Origin of the sequence: Methanolobus sp. ZRKC3 (assembly GCF_045291275.1) — an archaeon.
GTDB lineage: Archaea > Halobacteriota > Methanosarcinia > Methanosarcinales > Methanosarcinaceae > Methanolobus.
This window is the reverse complement of record NZ_CP146982.1, coordinates 1,391,628-1,409,515: the sequence shown is the minus strand read 5'-3', so window position 1 is coordinate 1,409,515 and position 17,888 is coordinate 1,391,628. Positions and strand designations below refer to the sequence as shown.

13 protein-coding genes are annotated in these 17,888 nt (G+C 43.1%); 8 read left to right on the top strand and 5 right to left on the bottom strand.

What is annotated here, in order from left to right:
- Positions 1-12: 12 nt before the first annotated feature.
- The 3 genes from V7O66_RS07055 to V7O66_RS07045 all read left to right on the top strand — a co-directional run bounded on the left by V7O66_RS07055 (position 13) and on the right by V7O66_RS07045 (position 1,866).
- Positions 13-450 (top strand): ACT domain-containing protein, encoded by a 438-nt coding sequence (locus tag V7O66_RS07055; RefSeq protein ID WP_406659600.1) that lies wholly within the window; start codon positions 13-15, stop codon positions 448-450.
- 73 nt (positions 451-523) lie between these two features.
- Positions 524-868, top strand: coding sequence for a DUF2103 domain-containing protein (locus V7O66_RS07050; protein WP_406659599.1), 345 nt, complete (start codon positions 524-526; stop codon positions 866-868).
- Positions 869-888: 20 nt separating this feature from the next.
- Positions 889-1,866 carry a methanogenesis marker 12 protein gene (locus V7O66_RS07045; RefSeq protein WP_406659598.1) on the top strand — a complete coding sequence of 326 codons (978 nt, stop codon included), beginning with the start codon at positions 889-891 and terminating at the stop codon, positions 1,864-1,866.
- A 79-nt stretch (positions 1,867-1,945) separates the two neighbouring features.
- On the opposite strand, the gene V7O66_RS07040 is transcribed toward V7O66_RS07045, so the two are convergent.
- The 3 genes from V7O66_RS07040 to radC all read right to left on the bottom strand — a co-directional run bounded on the left by V7O66_RS07040 (position 1,946) and on the right by radC (position 5,173).
- Complete coding sequence (locus tag V7O66_RS07040) at positions 1,946-3,487, bottom strand: thiamine pyrophosphate-dependent enzyme (RefSeq protein ID WP_406659597.1); 1,542 nt, start codon at positions 3,485-3,487, stop codon at positions 1,946-1,948.
- 9 nt (positions 3,488-3,496) lie between these two features.
- A complete protein-coding gene (gene mmp11 / locus V7O66_RS07035; protein ID WP_406659596.1) occupies positions 3,497-4,408 on the bottom strand; it encodes a methanogenesis marker protein 11 in 912 nt (303 codons plus the stop codon).
- Between the two features lie 75 nt (positions 4,409-4,483).
- Positions 4,484-5,173 carry a DNA repair protein RadC gene (gene radC, locus V7O66_RS07030; RefSeq protein ID WP_406659595.1) on the bottom strand — a complete coding sequence of 230 codons (690 nt, stop codon included), beginning with the start codon at positions 5,171-5,173 and terminating at the stop codon, positions 4,484-4,486.
- A 131-nt stretch (positions 5,174-5,304) separates the two neighbouring features.
- Here radC and V7O66_RS07025 point away from each other — a divergent pair, with 131 nt between their 5' ends.
- The 3 genes from V7O66_RS07025 (at position 5,305) to clpB (ending at position 10,930) form a co-directional block, all read left to right on the top strand.
- Complete coding sequence (locus V7O66_RS07025; protein WP_406659594.1) at positions 5,305-6,144, top strand: molybdopterin synthase; 840 nt, start codon at positions 5,305-5,307, stop codon at positions 6,142-6,144.
- A 340-nt stretch (positions 6,145-6,484) separates the two neighbouring features.
- Positions 6,485-7,945, top strand: a complete 1,461-nt coding sequence (locus V7O66_RS07020; RefSeq protein WP_406659593.1) for a DEAD/DEAH box helicase — start codon at positions 6,485-6,487, stop codon at positions 7,943-7,945.
- 324 nt (positions 7,946-8,269) lie between these two features.
- The gene (gene clpB / locus V7O66_RS07015) at positions 8,270-10,930 is read left to right on the top strand and encodes an ATP-dependent chaperone ClpB (RefSeq protein WP_406659592.1); all 2,661 of its coding nucleotides are present in this window, start codon (positions 8,270-8,272) and stop codon (positions 10,928-10,930) included.
- Positions 10,931-10,993: 63 nt separating this feature from the next.
- Here the strand turns inward: clpB and V7O66_RS07010 are convergent, their stop codons facing one another.
- Both V7O66_RS07010 and V7O66_RS07005 read right to left on the bottom strand, forming a co-directional pair.
- A complete protein-coding gene (locus tag V7O66_RS07010; protein WP_406659591.1) occupies positions 10,994-12,679 on the bottom strand; it encodes a hypothetical protein in 1,686 nt (561 codons plus the stop codon).
- A gap of 198 nt (positions 12,680-12,877) precedes the next feature.
- Positions 12,878-13,726, bottom strand: a complete 849-nt coding sequence (locus V7O66_RS07005; RefSeq protein ID WP_406659590.1) for a TrmB family transcriptional regulator — start codon at positions 13,724-13,726, stop codon at positions 12,878-12,880.
- Between the two features lie 685 nt (positions 13,727-14,411).
- Here V7O66_RS07005 and V7O66_RS07000 point away from each other — a divergent pair.
- Complete coding sequence (locus V7O66_RS07000; protein WP_406662602.1) at positions 14,412-16,781, top strand: hydrophobe/amphiphile efflux-3 (HAE3) family transporter; 2,370 nt, start codon at positions 14,412-14,414, stop codon at positions 16,779-16,781.
- Positions 16,778-17,887, top strand: a complete 1,110-nt coding sequence (locus tag V7O66_RS06995) for a COG1361 S-layer family protein (RefSeq protein ID WP_406659589.1) — start codon at positions 16,778-16,780, stop codon at positions 17,885-17,887. The genes V7O66_RS07000 and V7O66_RS06995 overlap by 4 nt, the downstream gene beginning before the upstream one ends.
- Position 17,888: the final 1 nt, after the last annotated feature.

Below are 17,888 nucleotides of genomic sequence, written 5' to 3'. Positions count from 1 at the left end.
ACAGGTGGTTCAATGGAAGACAAAATTATCAAACAGATATCCCTTTTCGCTGAGAACAAGCCAGGACGTCTTGCTCATATTGCAAACAGTTTCAGGGAAGCTGGTATCAATATAAGGGCATTCACAATTGCCGAGGCTGGAGATTTCGGTATCATAAGAATGGTCGTTGACAAACCTGATGCGGCCCATAATGTGTTACATGATTCAGGTTTCACAGTTTCGGAAACCAGTGTCCTTGGTATTGAGATGGAGGATGTTCCAGGCGGGCTTGGAATGATTGCCGATGTTCTGGGTGAACAGGAGATCAATATCGATTATGCATATGCATTTGTCACAAAGACTGAAAAGGCGCTTCTTATCCTCAGGGTAAATGATGTTGAGGCTGCTATTAAAGTACTGATGGGCGCAGATGTAAAACTCATAGATATGGCGGATATTCAGGAGATCTAATACTCCTGGCCAACTTTCTTTTTTTACAGTCCGACCACTAATACTTTATATTTCGTACTTTAATTTCCTTGAAATGAGTGCTGACCTATCCAATACTGTAATTAAGCCAAAGAATAAAATTGGCGGTGCCCATACAACCATCATAGGTGGGCGTCACGGTAAAAAGATCATTAATATCATCAGTCAGCACCCTGAAGTAAAGAAGATCATCCCCTCTGTAATAACCGTAAAAGGGAAGGGCAACTCTGGTGGAGTTATTACAGGAAAAGTACAACGTCCAGATGACAGGGGAAACCTAAGAATGCTTCTGTCACACGGTACGTCATCTCAGGAAATTCGCATCGTAACGACGGTGGGTGACGTTTCTGAAGGTGCTCGTGTCATGGGGGAGCTAAATGCAATGCTTGTGGATGATTAATCAGGAAAGGTTTGTATAATATGTTTATCGGAGTAGATCACGGTACAACTGCAATGCGGTTTGTAGCAATTGGCAATAATTTGACAGAGCCCTTGAAACTGGAGGTTCCAAGGAGTAATGCCGCATCAATGGATGAGGAAGCGATCATATCTCTGATAGAGAGTTCCTTTGGTGTGGCTCGCAGTGATATTGGAATGATGGCTGTAACCTATTCCATGGGCGATTCTCTCACCTCTTTTGAAAATCTGCATTCGGTTGAGAATCGTGGTGTGAGGAGCATTGAAGGTGCTGGAAAGAAAACAGGCGGTGGAAGTCGTGTATTTGATGCTATCAGAAACTCGTCCATTCCAGCTGTACTTGTACCGGGTATTCATGACAAGAGTGATACTGATCCCCGCTTGAATGTTTTTTCCCATTCCACAAGTCCTGAGAAATTAGGCATTGCTTATCATGCACTATGTAAGGGTATTGATGATTTCATTCTTTCCGATATCAGTTCCAATACGGTTACCCTTGCTGTGTCAAAAGGCAGGCTTATAGGTGCCATTGATGCCTGTGTATTCGCTCCTGGATTACGTCATGGCCCTCTGGATGTCCAGGCTCTCAGGGATGTGGATGCTGGCAGGATGAGTGCCAATGATGCTTTTGTGAATGCTGGTGTTCTCAAGCATACTCAGTTCTCGGACAGGCATGAATTGTTGGAGGCAGCAGAACAAGGTGACAAGGATGCAATTCTCGCTTTTGATACTATTGCGCTATTTGCGGCAATGGAAATTGCAAGTATGCAGATCCTGTTAAAAGATTATGGTTCAATTGGTGATGTCGTCCTTGAAGGCTCGATAGGTGAAATGCCTGGAGTTGTTGAAAAGATAAACAAACATCTGGATGCACAGTGTCATGTACTTGACAGATGGAGTGCAGCAGAAGGATGCGCTGAGATCGCAAGGGATATTGCTACAGGTCACAAGGAGATTCTTGGTATTCCTGTAAACCTGTGATTATTCTTTTTTGTTTGTAATTTAAAACAAAAAATTATAAACATTAAACAATTTTATTCAAACAATAAAAGTCAATTGACTAGAATTTAATGCACTTTCCTTTGATGTAAATAACAGAGATATCTGATTCTTCCATTTTCTCAAGAACAGTATTCCTAAGGATTTCTTTTGCTTCCTCAAATCCAGATATTCCGGTTAGCTCATCTATATCGATAACGGATGTATCCGGAACAAGTGCCTTCACCGCAGCATAAATATCGGGTGTCTCCTGCCCGCCTGTCATTGCTGCAACATCATTTTGTAAGACAATTATCGTGACTTCGCTGTTGCAATTAATAGCATTTATCAGTCCTATGATTCCCGAATGTGCAAGTCCGAAATCCCCTATGACCGCTATTCCCTTATCCTTGAAACCACATGCTGTGGATATGGCGCCTCCCAATGCAAATCCGGTATCCACAGCCCCGAGGGGTTCAGGTGCTGTACGTATGGAACATCCCATATCTCCTGCTATCATCACATCAAGTTCACGCAACATATGGTAGAGTGGCATGTAGGGGCACTCATTGCAAATGGGGCGTGTTCCTCTCTTTTTAATGGTCTGGATCTCGGTATATTTTTCAATATTATCCTTCTCGACATTTTCAAGTGCAAACTCGATATTTTCGGGTTCAATGATCCCATAAGGAAGATGTCCACTATGTTTTCCTCTGATATTATCCAGAATGTTCAGGTGTGATTCGATATAGGATTCGCTTTCCTCCACAACAATGATATCTTTGTGTTTTTTGATAAATTCTGATACTAATTCGTAGGGGAAAGGTGAAACTACATTCAGGGACAGGTGGGAAACATCAGACCATCCTGAATTTTTGTCAAGGAACTCATCCACAAGCCTGGATGGGTAGCCTGATGAGATGATGCCGACATCACTGCCATTTAATGATATTTTATTCAGGGGGCAGTTCTCTGTCTCATCTACAAGTATTGGGTATGATATCCTGTGGAAGCGTTGGTGCTTTCCATGCATGGTGAATGTCCATATGGACCTGTCAAACTCAGCTGCTTTTGGATAATCTGATGTGTTGCTCTTCCTTGCCATCTCAACTTCATCTTTTTCGAGCCTGTCGGTAACTCTTACGATAACAGGTACCTTTGCCTTCTCTGACAGTTCAAAAGCTCTCATAACAGTCTCATAGGCATCCTTTGGGTTTGAAGGATCATAGACAAGCGTTTCGGCAACTTTTCCGTACCATCTGGAATCCTGCTCGTTCTGGGATGCCCGGGCTGCAGGATCGTCACCTGCGAGTATTACAAGACCGGCACCTATGGTGTGGGTCATGGCGGTGATGAGCGGGTCAGAAAGGACATTCATTCCCACATGTTTGACAAGTACCATGGACCTCTGGCCGCAAACCGAAGCACCGAGGGCAGTTTCCATCGCAGACTTCTCGTTTGTTATCCAGCATATTCTGTATTCGTTCTCTTCCTCTTTCTGTGTGAACCTATCCGCAACAGCGGTTATAGGGAAGCCTGCTACTGCTGTAATGAGCCTGACATTGCTGTCAATGGCTCCAAGGAAAAGTGCCTCAAGTCCAGTTATGTTGGTACTGTCATTCATCTTCTCATCTTATTCCAGTTCAGCGCCAAGCTTTACGGAATCGTCTGGTTGCGCGAACCAGGCAAGTGCTCCCAATGCGCCTATGACTCCGTTCCCGTCAAGCCAGACCTCAACACCGTTATCCTTTGCGTACTGCATGGCATAATCTCTTGTGAGCTCACCACTGCGGCACTGTTTGCTGTATTCCTTGACCATGTCTGCATCAAAGTTTGTAAGGACTACCATTCCTGTCTGGTCTGACACGCTGTATTTCAAGAGTGCGCCTTTAATATTTTCCAGCAGTTCTTCCTTTGCTTTTTCGCCGATACATCCGAATTCCAATACTGTGGATACGCAGTTCTGTGTCTTTGCGGATACAGGGAAAAGCTGGACGAGTGTTTGTGAAAGGTAAACTGATTCAGGGCAGTTGAGCGCCTCTGCAATGTTATGGGTCATGGACCATGTGGCACCTTCTTCCTTTGTGTCGGTGTCATCAATACCGATGAGTACCCTTTCTCTTCTTGGTACTACGATGGTTCCTTTTGCAGCCCTTCCTCCGCCGGATTCACTGCACTCGTAACGAAGCACTCCATCGGCAAAAGCCCTGCATTTCGTGGCTCCTACACCTCCGCCTCCAAGACCTGCATAGGTTATTTGTATTTCATCTCCTTCAACAATGACAGATTCTATGCCTGCAGCTGCAGTTGATGGTTTCAGCTCAAGGGTTGATGTGCCTGTTTTTACAAGGTATCGTATCATATTCCCTATGGAGCGTGTCTTCATGATCAATGGTGAATGTGAGTAATGGAATTTTGACCAGGCTGCACCAGCATAGCAGTTGGTGTGCTCAATGACCTCTGCATGCTCATTGTTCTTGTCAGAGACTGCGTAGATTCCCCTGTAGGGAATAGTGTACGGGTCTTCCAGTTCTATCTCTTTCATCTGAGTGCTAATTATCGGATGAATCCTTAAATGTTTTGTTTGTCAATCTGTTTAGATTCTAAAAACCATCCTATGTTATCTGACAAGCCCCTCATCCTTGAGACTCACGTAGCGTCCGTCACCTATTATCACATGGTCCAGCACATCGATGCCAAGCATCTTCCCGCCTTCTACCAGTTTTTCGGTTACTGAGATGTCCTCCCTGCTGGGTGTGGGGTCACCGGATGGGTGATTGTGCGAGAGTATGACGGATGCAGAAGATTCTATGAGTGCCGCCTTGAACACTTCCCTGGGGTGGACGATGTTTGCATTCAGACTGCCGATGGATATTGTTTCTTCGCGTATGACCTGGTTCTTGGTGTCAAGCAGCAGAGCCACCAGCTTTTCGCGTTTTTGTTCCCTCATTTTCGGGTAGAGGAGTGAATACACATCTGCAGGTGATCTTATCCTTCTCTTTGGCTCATCAGTGAATCCTTCACGTTTTCTGGCAAGCTCAAAAACCGCAGCTATCTGGGCGGCTTTTGCAGTTCCTATGCCATGTATTCGGGTGAGTTTGACAACATTTGCCTGACTCAGTTGTTTGATGTTGTATTCCGAAAGTATGCGGGCGCACATGTTCACAACATTTTCCTTCCTGGAGCCGGTTCTCAGGATAATCGCGAGTAGCTCAGCATTGGAGAGTGCATCTGATCCGTATTTCAATAATCTCTCGCGTGGCCTTTCATCTTCCGGCATATCATGGATGCTTATCTTATACTCGCTCATCAGAATGCCTATCAGCTTCCTAAATATAAATTATTCGATATTTGTTAATTATAATTTACTATTTATCTAAAAAATAATTGGATTGAAAAGTACAATGTGTACTTATATGATAAGCAATCATAAACAATTTCATGAAAGTCATTTGCGTGGCAGGTTACAAGGATACCGGTAAGACGACACTGGTTACACGTCTGGTAAAGGCTCTTTCAGAAAAAGGTTCCGTGGGTACGGTAAAGCAGATATTCCATCATCGCTTCAATCCTGAGAACACGGATACAGGAAAGCATTTCGATGCAGGGGCTGATGCAGTTGTTGCCATAACCGATTCGGAACTTGTAACGATAACACGCAACCCTGATCATGGGAACGCACTGGATGCTCTTGCAGATGCTGGCATGGACTTTGCTGTCGTAGAAGGTGCCAAAAGAAGTTCCCTTCCCAAAATATTCCTTGGCGAGATGGAAGGTGATGCTGACATTTCAAACGTGGTCAAACAGCTTCCTGCAAAGGATGAATGGGATATTAGCAGTCTGGTGGAACTTGTGCTTGAGCAGGATGACTGGGTAACCCTTGGTCTTCTCATCAGGCAGGTCAAATCCAATCCTGATATTAAGATGTCAGGCGGCATTGCAACTTTCACAGGTATCGTGCGTAAGATTACAGATGAAGTTGAAACTACTGCTATCGACTTTGAGAAATACGAAGGTGTTGCTGATAAGGCAATTGAACGTATATGCACTGAGCTCAAATCCCAGGAAGATATAATAGATGTTGTTATCCACCATAAAACAGGTCTGATAAAGACCGGTGAGGATATTGTGTATATCGTGGTTGCAGCAGCGCACCGTAAAGAGCTTTTTGAGACATTGGTAGATGCTCTTGAGGGAATTAAGGAAGAAGTGCCCATATGGAAAAAAGAGTACACAATTGATGGTGATTTCTGGGTACATGATAAGATGAACGAAAGTTGATAGTTCTCTTATATTTGGGCATTTTGCCCTAATTTTCTACTTTTCAATGGCAAATGCAACTGTTGTAGTGTTTGCTATATGCTTAAATAATAAGCACTGGTATTAAAGGTTGGAATTTGAAGTCTAACATGACGGACAAAAAGTGATTTTATTACCGGAATTAAATTTGATATGGGTATTGGTGTTGTCCTAACGCTATCCGCTCTTTCTCAATTAATAAAGTGATAAACAGACTAGGTCATAGGTCATGTTCACAGGCCTTGACGCAGAAGGCATTGTTCAGGATCATAATAATATCCTGGGGCCATAGTCAAATTTACAATAATCATTAAGAGATACTATGACATTCAAAAATTTACATCTTATAAGTCCTCTTCTGGAGGCACTCGCTAAAGAAGGATATTCTTCTCCGACTCCGATACAGTCACAGGCTATTCCTCACTTGCTTGAAGGCAGGGACCTGATGGGTATTGCCCAGACGGGTACTGGAAAGACGGCAGCATTCGTTCTGCCTATGCTTCAGCAGATGGTAGAGGTTCCAAAGACTCCTTCTCCAGGGGCACCTCGTATGCTTGTACTTGCGCCTACAAGGGAGCTTGCAGCGCAGATCGACCAAAGTGTTGAAGCGTATGGTAAATTTCTCAAATTCAGGCATACGGTCATATTTGGCGGTGTGAGCCAGGCCCATCAGGTAAGGGCGCTTTCAAGACGGGTGGATATCCTTGTAGCCACACCTGGAAGGTTGCTTGATCTTATGGATCAGGGATTTATCAGGTTAGATGATATTGATTTCTTTGTGCTTGACGAGGCGGACAGGATGCTTGACATGGGCTTTATCCATGATGTGCGCAGGGTTGTTTCAGAACTACCTGTAAAGCGTCAATCCCTGTTTTTCTCAGCTACTATGTCTCCGCAAATAGGCAAGCTTGCAAAGAACCTTCTCACAGATCCGCTGCATGTGGAAGTTACTCCTCAGGCAACTACAGTGGAACGTATTGACCAGGAAGTCTTCTTTGTAGACCAGGAACATAAGAATGATCTGTTGGTGAAACTTCTCAGGAAACAGGACTTCACCTGTGTTCTCGTATTTACACGTACTAAGCATCGTGCTAATAAGGTTGCTCTGATGCTGAATAATAACAAGATACATGCAGATGCCATTCATGGAAACAAGTCACAGAACCAACGTACTAAGGCTTTGAAAGATTTCAAATCCGGATTCCTGGATGTACTGGTGGCAACTGATATTGCTGCACGTGGTATCGATGTTGAGGAAATAAGCCATGTCATAAACTATGATCTGCCCAATGAGTCTGAATCTTACGTACACCGAATAGGCAGAACTGCCAGAGCAGGTTCAGAAGGCACTGCATATTCTTTCTGTGCAGCAGAGGATCGTGATTACCTTCGTAACATAGAGAAGCTTATAAAAATGAAACTGAGTGTCAGGAAGCATGAGCACCACTCAAACACTGCACAATTTGCAGAAGGCGCTGCAGCAAGACCTGTTCCCAGGGTTCAGGGTAAGGGCAGGGGTAAGTCTGGTTCATCCGGGGGTAGAAATCAGAAGTCCGGTCAATCTTCCTCATCTAAGGGTGGAAATCAGAGGTCTGGTCAATCTTCCTCATCTAAGGGTGGAAATCAGCGATCTGGTCAATCTTCCTCTTCTAAGGGTGGAAATCAGCGATCTGGTCAATCTTCCTCTTCTAAGGGTGGAAATCAGCGATCTGGCCAATCTTCCTCATCTAAGGGTGGGAGCCATAAGACCGGCCGTCAAAATCATTCTTCAAAACGTACGTAATGTATACAGGCTGAAGTCATCTGTTCTTCAGCCAATTCTCTTTTTTATTTCTTCATTTATGACTTCAAGCTCGTTAATTTATCTTTTGGAATCATTTCTGATATCCTGAATTGCGGATTTACTCTTCCCGCCTTGGATGTAAAGTGCTTTTTTTCTCTATCTATTATTTAGGAATTCACCAGATTCCTTGTACGATGCCTGATTTTTGATGGATTGGACTGAATGTGCAGTTAATGTCATCAAAAAATACTTAATGTATAATTTATAGAATCCTAAAAGGGAGATTTGTCATCAATTCATAGTTGTACTAAAGGAGGTTAATTTATGGATCTTAATCGTTTCACACAAAAAGCCCAGGAGGCTGTTCAGGACTCTACTACAATTGCAGCAAGGTACAGGAATCAGCAGATAGAGTGTGAACATCTTTTCCTTGCACTTCTCGAACAGAGTGGAGGGTTAGTCTCAACTTTGCTTCAGAATATGGATGTTTCCGTAGACCGACTACTTCAGAAAGTTCAATCTTACCTTGAAGGTCTTCCTCAGGTTTCAGGTCCGGGTGGAGAACAGGTCTATATGACGCAAACTCTGCGTAGGGTTCTCGACTCAGCGGTGCAGGAAGCTGGCAAAATGAAGGATGAATATGTCAGTGTTGAGCATCTTCTACTTGCTATCTTAAGTGAAAGCAGTTGTGAGTCTGGCAAAATGCTTGCAGGTGAAGGTGTGGCAAGAGATCGACTATTGCAGGCTATCACACAGATAAGGGGGAATAGAAGAATTACTTCAGAGAATCCGGAAGACACCATGGAACCACTCAAGAAATATGGTATTGATTTCACGGAACTGGCTTCACAGGGAAAACTTGATCCTGTTATTGGAAGGGATCAGGAGATAAGACATGCAATAGAGATACTTTCCCGGCGCAGGAAGAACAATCCTGTGCTGATAGGTGAGGCAGGTGTGGGTAAGACTGCTATTGTCGAAGCCCTGGCACAACGTATTGCCAAAAGGGATGTGCCTGAGGCAATGAAGGAAAAACGTATCATAGCTCTTGATATGGGTGCACTCATTGCCGGTGCAAAATTCAGGGGTGAATTCGAGGAAAGGCTCAAGGCAGTGCTCAAAGAAGTTGGTGATTCAGAAGGTCAGATAATTCTGTTCATAGATGAGCTTCACACCATTGTAGGTGCCGGTGCAACAGAGGGTGCTATGGATGCGGGTAATCTGCTAAAGCCCATGCTTGCCCGTGGTGAACTGCACTGCATAGGTGCCACGACCCTTAATGAGTACCGCAAGTACATCGAGAAAGATGCAGCTCTTGAGCGTCGTTTCCTGCCCGTGCTTGTGGAGCAGCCCACGGTGGAAGATACTATCTCAATATTGAGGGGACTCAAGGAAAAGTATGAGGTACACCATGGTGTCCGTCTGAAGGACTCCGCACTCGTAGCCGCTGCCATGATGAGTAACCGTTACATTGCAGACCGCTTCCTTCCGGATAAGGCCATAGACCTTGTGGATGAAGCCTCTGCAAAGAAGAGAACTGCCATTGACAGCAAGCCTGCTGAACTTGATGAGGCAGACCGTAAGATAATGCAGCTTGAGATCGAGCGCGAGGCTTTGAAGGTGGAAAAAGATGCAGCTTCAAAGGAGAGGCTTGAGGATCTTGAGAAGGAACTTGCAGATATCAGGGCTGAATCCGATGCAATGCGTGCAAGATGGAATATGGAGAAAGAGGTAATTTCAAAGCTTGGTGCTATCAAACAGGAGATAGAGGATACTAAGGTACAGCTGGAACTTGCTGAGAATGACAACAACCTGGAGCTTGCATCAAAACTGAAATACGGTACACTCATACCTCTTCAGCATCAGTATACTGAAGAAGAAAATCGTCTTAAGGATATGCAGGGCGAGATGCTCCTGAGCGAGGAGGTCGGTGAAGAAGACATTGCAGAGGTCGTAAGTCACTGGACTCATATTCCGGTAACCCGCCTTATGGGGGGTCAGCGTGAGAAACTGATGCACTTTGAGGATAATCTCCATAGCCGTATCATCGGACAGGATGAAGCTGTCAGAGCTGTGGCTGATGCTGTAATTCGTAACTATGCCGGTATTAAGGACCCAAAGCGCCCCATTGGCAGTTTCATCTTTATAGGTCCGACAGGTGTGGGTAAGACCGAGCTTGTCAAGGCATTGGCGGCCGAACTTTTCGATGATGAGAACAACATGGTTCGTATCGACATGTCAGAGTACATGGAAAAGCACACAGTTTCACGCATGATCGGTGCCCCTCCTGGGTACATCGGTCACGATGAAGGTGGCCAGCTTACAGAGGCGGTGCGCAGGAGGCCTTACTCTGTCGTGCTTTTCGATGAGATAGAAAAAGCCCATCCTGATGTGTTCAATGTAATGCTCCAGATACTTGATGACGGCAGACTGACTGATTCCAAGGGCAGGACCGTGGACTTCAAGAACACCTTGATAATCATGACCTCGAACATCTTTGCAGGTGACATCACTGATGTGCTGATGTCCCAGGATGACAATTACCGTCCTGAGCAGGGAGTTCCCCAGCCCCATGAATCCCGCAAGGATGTTGATTATTCACAGCTTCAGCTTAGAGCACTGGATGAGCTTGGAAAATACTTCAGGCCAGAGTTCCTTAACCGTATAGATGAGGTTGCGTTATTCCATGCACTGAAGCCAGAACAGCTTACTAGGATAGTTGATATCAAGGTTGCAGACCTTGTTGAAAGGTTGAAGGAGAAGAGGATACACCTTGAGATAGGTGAAGCTGCAAAGCTCTATCTTGGAAAAGCCGGCTACAGTGAGACATTCGGTGCAAGACCACTTAAGAGGGTCATCCAGAATGAGGTCGAGACCAGAATCGCCAAACTCATAGTTGCAGGCGAGGTGCCTGAGGGTTCAACCGTATTCGTGGATTCCGATGGGGTGGATATTTCCGTCACAGTTCAGGAAACAGTAGAATAAATAAATAAATAAATCCACAGGAAATAATGGAAATGGATGGTTCAGCCATCCATCCTTTTTTATTTAATATCCAAGTGACATCCTGATAAGTACTATCAGTCCGAAAAATAGGTTAAGAACTACCAGTCCGCCGAGGACCATTGCACCAAGTTTGAGGTATTTTGTATCGAAGTTAAGTATTGAAAGAGCACTGTTGATGGAATCCATCGTGTCATTTGCCTTTGAGAGCGTTTCTTTTGACTCCTCAAGATTGGCATTGAGATTATCAAGCACCAGGTCGATACGTGGTTGCTCTTCCGTTCTTACATTTTTGAGAACTCCATGTAATTCATCCAGTGTCTTTGGAATTATGCCCGGAACCTCTTCCCATCTGTTTGCCAGTTTTTCGTATTTTCTCTCAAGTCTCAGTCCCTTTTTGAAGTAGAATGCTTTCTGGGCATTCATTAGGTCATAGCTTCTCTGATAGCCATCGAATTTAGTGTTCAGGGAAGCAGAGACCTTAGCACCATGAGGTTGCATTGTCATCGTGGAATATTTTGGCATCTTGTCGATAGCAAGCTTCATATCAGGAATATTTGTAATGGTTGCGATATCCGCAATATCCGTTATCTTCCCTTCAATCACGGGCTTTGATGCTGCTGTTTTGAGGTCAGAGCTTTCGGTCTCTGTGCTTCGAATAGTTTTCTTGTTGACCGTTGGTTGTGGTACTGTTGTGCTATCCCTGACGCTTCCAATATCAGCAACCTTTTCAGTTTCGATATTTATGTTTGTATCAACAGTATCATCTAATTCGCTTAATTTCCGGGTAACTATTCCCGGCCTGGCGACGATTCCCGGTTTAGTGACGATGCCGGGATTTGTAACTATATCAGGATTTGTAACTATGCCGGGGTTGGTAATTCCACCTGTAATAACATCCTTGCCTTTGATATTCATCCCTGCAATAGCAACAGACCCCGTAGTGATCTCGAACTTGCTTTTGGGGAACTTCTGGACAACATCTCCAAGCTGGGATGTTAAGTTATCTTTACGTTCGATAAGCCCTGCATAATATTGCTTATCCCTACTTATCATTTCCAGATGGTTCTTTATTGACGGGCTAAGTTCATCTATTGAGATGGGTATTTTCTTCTTTGTGACAAAGAGCTTCTTGACTTCCTTTAGCACTTCCTCGCTGACATCCAGATTATCATCAAGTGAGTCCAGTATGTCCTCTATCATTGGTTGCTCAATGGTATTGAAACGCTCAAGAGTTTCTTTGGCGTTGTAGATGGTGTTTGTCAGGACTCCCGGTTCCTGGTAGAATATATCGTGGATCTCTTTTCTTACAGATGCAAGTCGTGCCATGAGCTGGAACTTTTTGAGAACATCCTGCATGTTGGTGATCATATCCCAGAAATCAAAACTGAAGTCTGTTGGATTTGAAACTCCCATGGCTTTGAGTATCTTCTTGAGCTTTGCCTCTTCCTTTCTCAGGTCTTTGAGCCTTTCCTTTTCCTCATCCCATAGGTCATCTTCATTTCTGGGTGTAAGTCTCTTTATAGTCAGTAATTCTTCAACTTCCTGAAGGGTGGATTCCAGCTGCTCTCCTAATGCCTGTATTGTGGATCCGATGACTGCAATTGCCAATCCTGCCTGTTCTGCCGCATCTCCTGCCTCCTCTGCTGCATTACCTGCCTGATAAATTGTTTTTCCAATTGTATACAGACCACCTGTAGCCACACCTAAAACAACGTCATACCATGCCATTTTCTATCTCCCCATTTCTATTATCTATGTGGCAGGACTAAACCTACGGCTAAGCGCATTTAGGTGTCTACCTCCCAGTAGCTCCTTGTATCCTGCCACTCCTGAATGAATTCTACTCTTTATTTTTAGTGTGTATTATTAATAAATAGTTTGCTATAATTTACAATGTTGCCATCGATTGTAAAAAAAATGAGTATTTTATTCGAATACTACTTTTTTCCCTCTTGACCAGAGTTCTTCAAATCTCATTTTCAGCTTTTGTGCATACTCGCGGTCATACATCTTCATCTCGCCAAACATCTGGCTGGGTTCAAGGGGGTCAGGGATGGGTACGTAAACGAGGTAATCATCAATTATGGTAAAATCATATTCACACTCAAGTACACGAGTGTTTATATTTTCAATTATTTTTTGTTTTGTATCGATATCTTCGATACCTGCGAACTTTTTCTTCATTGCATTTATAAAAATATCTCCTGGAACTACGGATCTGATCTTTATACCTTTTTTTGCAGCATTAATGAACTCATCGAGAATGACTGGAATTATCTTATCTGCATCGAAGCATTCCCCCTTATTCATTATATCTATCATTCTTGAGGGTTTTACGTGCAATATTTCCAATTCAATCTCTGAAATAAGATTCCTCATGTCCTTTATTATATCTTCCTCACCCATTTTCGTGGACCAGAATTTAACTTCTGTGTGGTCTGGATGGGCCATATTTGAGAATTTGTCTTCGATCTCGGATACCCTCAGCTTGAATTCCTCAAGCTCTCGCTTTGTTTCTTCTTCCCTTTTGGAATAAAGGTTATTCAATGCAATACTTGGCTTCACTGCCTTGTATTTGCGGGGCCTTGATCTTTGGAATTCCACAAGTCCCATATTATTCAGATTTGAAAGTACCTCATATATCTTCCCAACCGGGACAGTTGACTTACGTGAAAGTTCCTGTGCACCGATTACTCCTTCTTTCAATAATGATGCATAAGTGGTAGATTCGTACTTTGTTAACCCCAGATCCTGTAATAATCGTTCGTTTTCCATGTTTTCACTTTCATTGAGTTTATTTGCGGGTGAAAATGTTATGTATTTTATGATTAAAACAACTACTCAGATGTTTTAAATAAATGTTTTGTTTGGTAATTTATTACAGGCACCTTATTATATTCTATCTTAATAAACCATTTTAACTATTTTTAGACATATTTAATTTTTAATAGTCAAGAATGATGATTAGTAGTTAAACTTAAATATAAATTATGCATATTGTTAGTTGTACTTTCGGCAATTATTTGTCGTGACTATTAGTACCACCAACCTGAACACCCCCCAATCCGGGACGCCTCTATATGGGGTGTCTCACTCCTCTCTTTTGAATCTGATATCTATTTCACATGGTGGCAATATTCAAACTCGTCTACAAATCGCAAAGGTTATATATTGCTTAATTATATTATTCTCTCACAATGCTGGCTAACAGCTTAATCCCTTTCAAACCAACTCAAATGGCTACATTATTTACACTTGTGTATAATAATCTCTATATCATTTATCCAAGTGGAATTATTCTTTCTTCAATTAGCGTTTTCTTCTCATCCATATGTGTGACTCGCATAGTTTTTCACTGTGGTAGAGTTTTTTTGGGGGTAAAACCCTTAAATACTAACCACTGCTTTAAAACAACCACGCAAGAGTTTTATTATTATAATCAAAAATAGGAGAGTTTGTTATAAAAAACATCTTTGAAAGACTGGGCGTTTTTATTGAAGACAACACAGTTCCTATCTTAATCATAGCATTTCTTTTTGTGATCATCTCACTTCAGGGTGCTCAGTACATAGAGAATGCATCGGGAACCGATACCTTCGTAGATAAGAACTCTCAGTTGTATCAGGATTTTGATCATCTTTACCTGAACCTTTTTGGCACTGAATCCATAGTGGTGATGGTGGAGGGTAGTGAAGTTGCAAATCCGGAACTTCTTAAGGCAATGGAGAGGGCACACAGTTCGGCAATGAACATACCCGGAGTCATCGAGGTAAATTCTCCGGCGGGTGTCATCAAAGATGTTAACTACCAGATGAATGGAAAAAGTGAAATACCCGATGATGAAATACTTATTAAAGAAATAATAAGTTCATATGTTCCAGCTTACCTTGTTCCTGATGCTACTCATGCTACAATGGCTGTGGTCGTAGAAGCTACCACGTCAGATGCAAAAAAAGAAGAGATCCTCCGGGAAACACAAACTTCAATTGATCTTGCTAACTTCCCCGGGGATTATAGGATAATTGTAACCGGTGACCCTGCATTTAACAGCGGAATGAACAATGCAATGAACTCAAGCATGAGTTTGTTGCTCATGATCTCCGTGCTTCTCATGGTCGTTGTGTTGTACCTTGTCTTTAAGCATGTAAGGTGGAGACTTCTTCCTCTTCCTGTCGTAATTCTTGGTATCATCTTTACATTTGGTGCCATGGGTTATCTTAAGATCCCGATGACAATGGTTTCTATGTCTGCTTTCCCTGTACTCATTGGTCTTGGGATAGATTACGCCATCCAGTTCCATAACCGTATAGAGGAAGAGCTCGAACATGGGGAGACTGATGAGCAGGCAATAATAGATACCATCAAACATACCGGTCCGGCAGTTCTTATCGCACTGGTTATCACAGCTCTGGGTTTCTTTTCATTGTTCACATCCACTGTTCCAATGATCCAGGATTTCGGAAAACTGTTGATGATCGGTATAATTATGTGCTTTATTTCCTCTATCTTTGTGGGAGTTACCGTTCTGTATGGTTTCCATAAGGTTTCGGAAAAAAATATTCTCGCAAAACTTGGATTTAAAAGTTCATCAGAAAAGAAAGTTCATGTTGCCAACGAATCTGTTGAGCATAAGCCTGATTTTCTGGAAAAATCTCTAAAGGGTATATCCTCATTCTCGATGCATCATCCGGTCCTAATTCTGGCCATTGCAGGATCCCTTTGCCTTGGTGGTCTCTTTGTAGATACAATGGTGCCTATCCAGACAGATACGGAAACCTTTGTTCCTCAGGATCTTCCTGCATTGATCGAACTGAAACACATGGGTGACATCCTTGGCGGAGAGGATCAACTAAATCTTATCATAAAAACTGACAATAATGCCGACCCTGAATTACTTGAATGGATAGATGAGTTCTCAGAACATGAGGTCGAAGGAAGAAGCAACATATATGGTTCCGACAGCATAGTCAGCCTTGTAAAATCTCAGAATGGAGGTTCCATTCCGCACAGCTCTGCAGAGGTTGAGATGCTGTATGAGCAGATGCCTGAGATCCAGAAAGAAAGATACTTGCACGGTAATTCCATAATGCTGGTCAACCTGGAGATCGGTAATGCAATGGATGAACTTGGCCTTGTGGGTATTGGAGCACTTTCTGATATTGTAAAAGATGATCTTGTATGGCTCTCTCCTCCGCCTGGTACAGAGGTAACCATCACAGGTAATTCTGTAGTATTCGTTGAGGTAATTGAAGCACTGACTTCCGGCAGGGCAATGATGACAATGCTGGGTATAGTGCTGGTGTTCTGTGGCCTGCTTGTTATATACCGTGATCTTGTAAAGGCACTCACTCCGGTCATAACCATGATCGTGGTGGTGGGATGGTCTGGTGGTCTCATGTATTATACTGGTTTGGAATATACGCCAATGACTGCAACCCTTGGTGCTCTTATCCTGGGTGTAGGCTCTGAATATGCCATTCTTATGATGGAGCGCTACTTTGAGGAAAAGGAAAAAGGTGCTAGCCCGGAGCAGGCAATGCAGGAAGCAAGTGTGAAGATAGGAAAAGCCATTGTAACTTCTGGAGCTACCACAGTGTTCGGTTTCTCTGCATTGATCGCATCACCGTTCAATATCACGAGTAATTTCGGCCTTATAACAGTCATAGATGTTTTCCTGGCTTTGCTGGCTACATTTGTGATATTCCCTCCTGTGATCGTCTCGCTTGACAAGTACAGGGAAAAAAGAAGGTCCCGTACTATTATTAAAAGCAAAGTTAAATTCATAGAAACAAATGATTCCAAGCGCATTCCGGAGGTAATTACTCCATGAATGATATTCCAAAAAAGACAAATAAATCCAGAATGTATGTTATCCTTTCACTGGCATGTGTTCTCTCTGCTGCCCTCCTGGTGTTAACACCTGTGGCAGCCGCAAAAGAATACATACCTCCGGGATATGAATATACGGTCAATTACTACAAGGCGTATGGGGAACCTGATATCTCCGCCTCGGTTCTTGGTGATACTGAGTTTGAACGTGGTGAAACTGCCCAGATGAGGGTTATTCTTTCCAACAAGGGTGTGCTGTATGGTTTCAAAGCTGATACGCTGATCAATACATCAGAAAAGGATCACAAGTTATCTCTTAAAGAGCTGGAATATGAAGCACTGAAGACAGCAGCGTATGGTATTAAAGCAAGCCTTGCATCTCCCACAGACCTGATCGAGATCGAAGCCTCTACAAACAGTCAGATGCTGGATGAACTTTTAGCAGGTGATCTGTCCGAAGATCCGTTCATATTCACAGTGACCATCTCGGACAATGCTCCTGCGGGTGTGTATCTTCTTGAAATGCCCCTTACATATGAGTATCAGAATGATGTGAGGATGACTTCAGGTGAGTCTGTAAGACTTGGTTTACCGGCTCTTGATCATGCAACTTTCTACAAAGCTGTCGAGCATACTATCCAGATACCCATTACTGTGAAGGCAGGGGCTAATTTCGAGGTGACTGATATTTCAGGTAACCTGACCGCAGGCAGTGAGGATACTATCAACGTTACTTACACAAACACCGGTGAGCTTCCTGCATATGATTCTATTGCAAGGCTGATAATAATGAAACCTCTGAGTTCAGAGCATTCTACAAAGTCACTGGGCATCATTCAGCCAGGTGAGAGCAAGACTGCTTCCTTTGTTGTATCTTCTGATTTCCTGGCAGTTGAAAAAAGTTATGGTATTGACAGTGAGATCAAGTACAAGGATGCAGACGGGGATGATGATTTTTCAGGAAATATGAAAGTACATGTTAACCTGAAAAAACCTGAAGGAAAGATCAATGTGACATACCTTGCTCTTTTTGGACTTGTGGTTATGGGAATAGTACTGATTATTAAAAACATGAAAAAAAATGGTTCAAATGGATCTGATGACTAAT

Coding starts and splice junctions, on each gene's coding strand:
- V7O66_RS07050 (WP_406659599.1), top strand. CDS start 524: ATGAGTGCTGACCTATCCAATACTGTAATTAAGCCAAAGAATAAAATT.
- clpB (WP_406659592.1), top strand. CDS start 8,270: ATGGATCTTAATCGTTTCACACAAAAAGCCCAGGAGGCTGTTCAGGAC.
- V7O66_RS07045 (WP_406659598.1), top strand. CDS start 889: ATGTTTATCGGAGTAGATCACGGTACAACTGCAATGCGGTTTGTAGCA.
- V7O66_RS07025 (WP_406659594.1), top strand. CDS start 5,305: ATGAAAGTCATTTGCGTGGCAGGTTACAAGGATACCGGTAAGACGACA.
- V7O66_RS07055 (WP_406659600.1), top strand. CDS start 13: ATGGAAGACAAAATTATCAAACAGATATCCCTTTTCGCTGAGAACAAG.
- radC (WP_406659595.1), bottom strand. CDS start 5,173: ATGAGCGAGTATAAGATAAGCATCCATGATATGCCGGAAGATGAAAGG.
- V7O66_RS07010 (WP_406659591.1), bottom strand. CDS start 12,679: ATGGCATGGTATGACGTTGTTTTAGGTGTGGCTACAGGTGGTCTGTAT.
- V7O66_RS07005 (WP_406659590.1), bottom strand. CDS start 13,726: ATGGAAAACGAACGATTATTACAGGATCTGGGGTTAACAAAGTACGAA.
- mmp11 (WP_406659596.1), bottom strand. CDS start 4,408: ATGAAAGAGATAGAACTGGAAGACCCGTACACTATTCCCTACAGGGGA.
- V7O66_RS07040 (WP_406659597.1), bottom strand. CDS start 3,487: ATGAATGACAGTACCAACATAACTGGACTTGAGGCACTTTTCCTTGGA.
- V7O66_RS06995 (WP_406659589.1), top strand. CDS start 16,778: ATGAATGATATTCCAAAAAAGACAAATAAATCCAGAATGTATGTTATC.
- V7O66_RS07020 (WP_406659593.1), top strand. CDS start 6,485: ATGACATTCAAAAATTTACATCTTATAAGTCCTCTTCTGGAGGCACTC.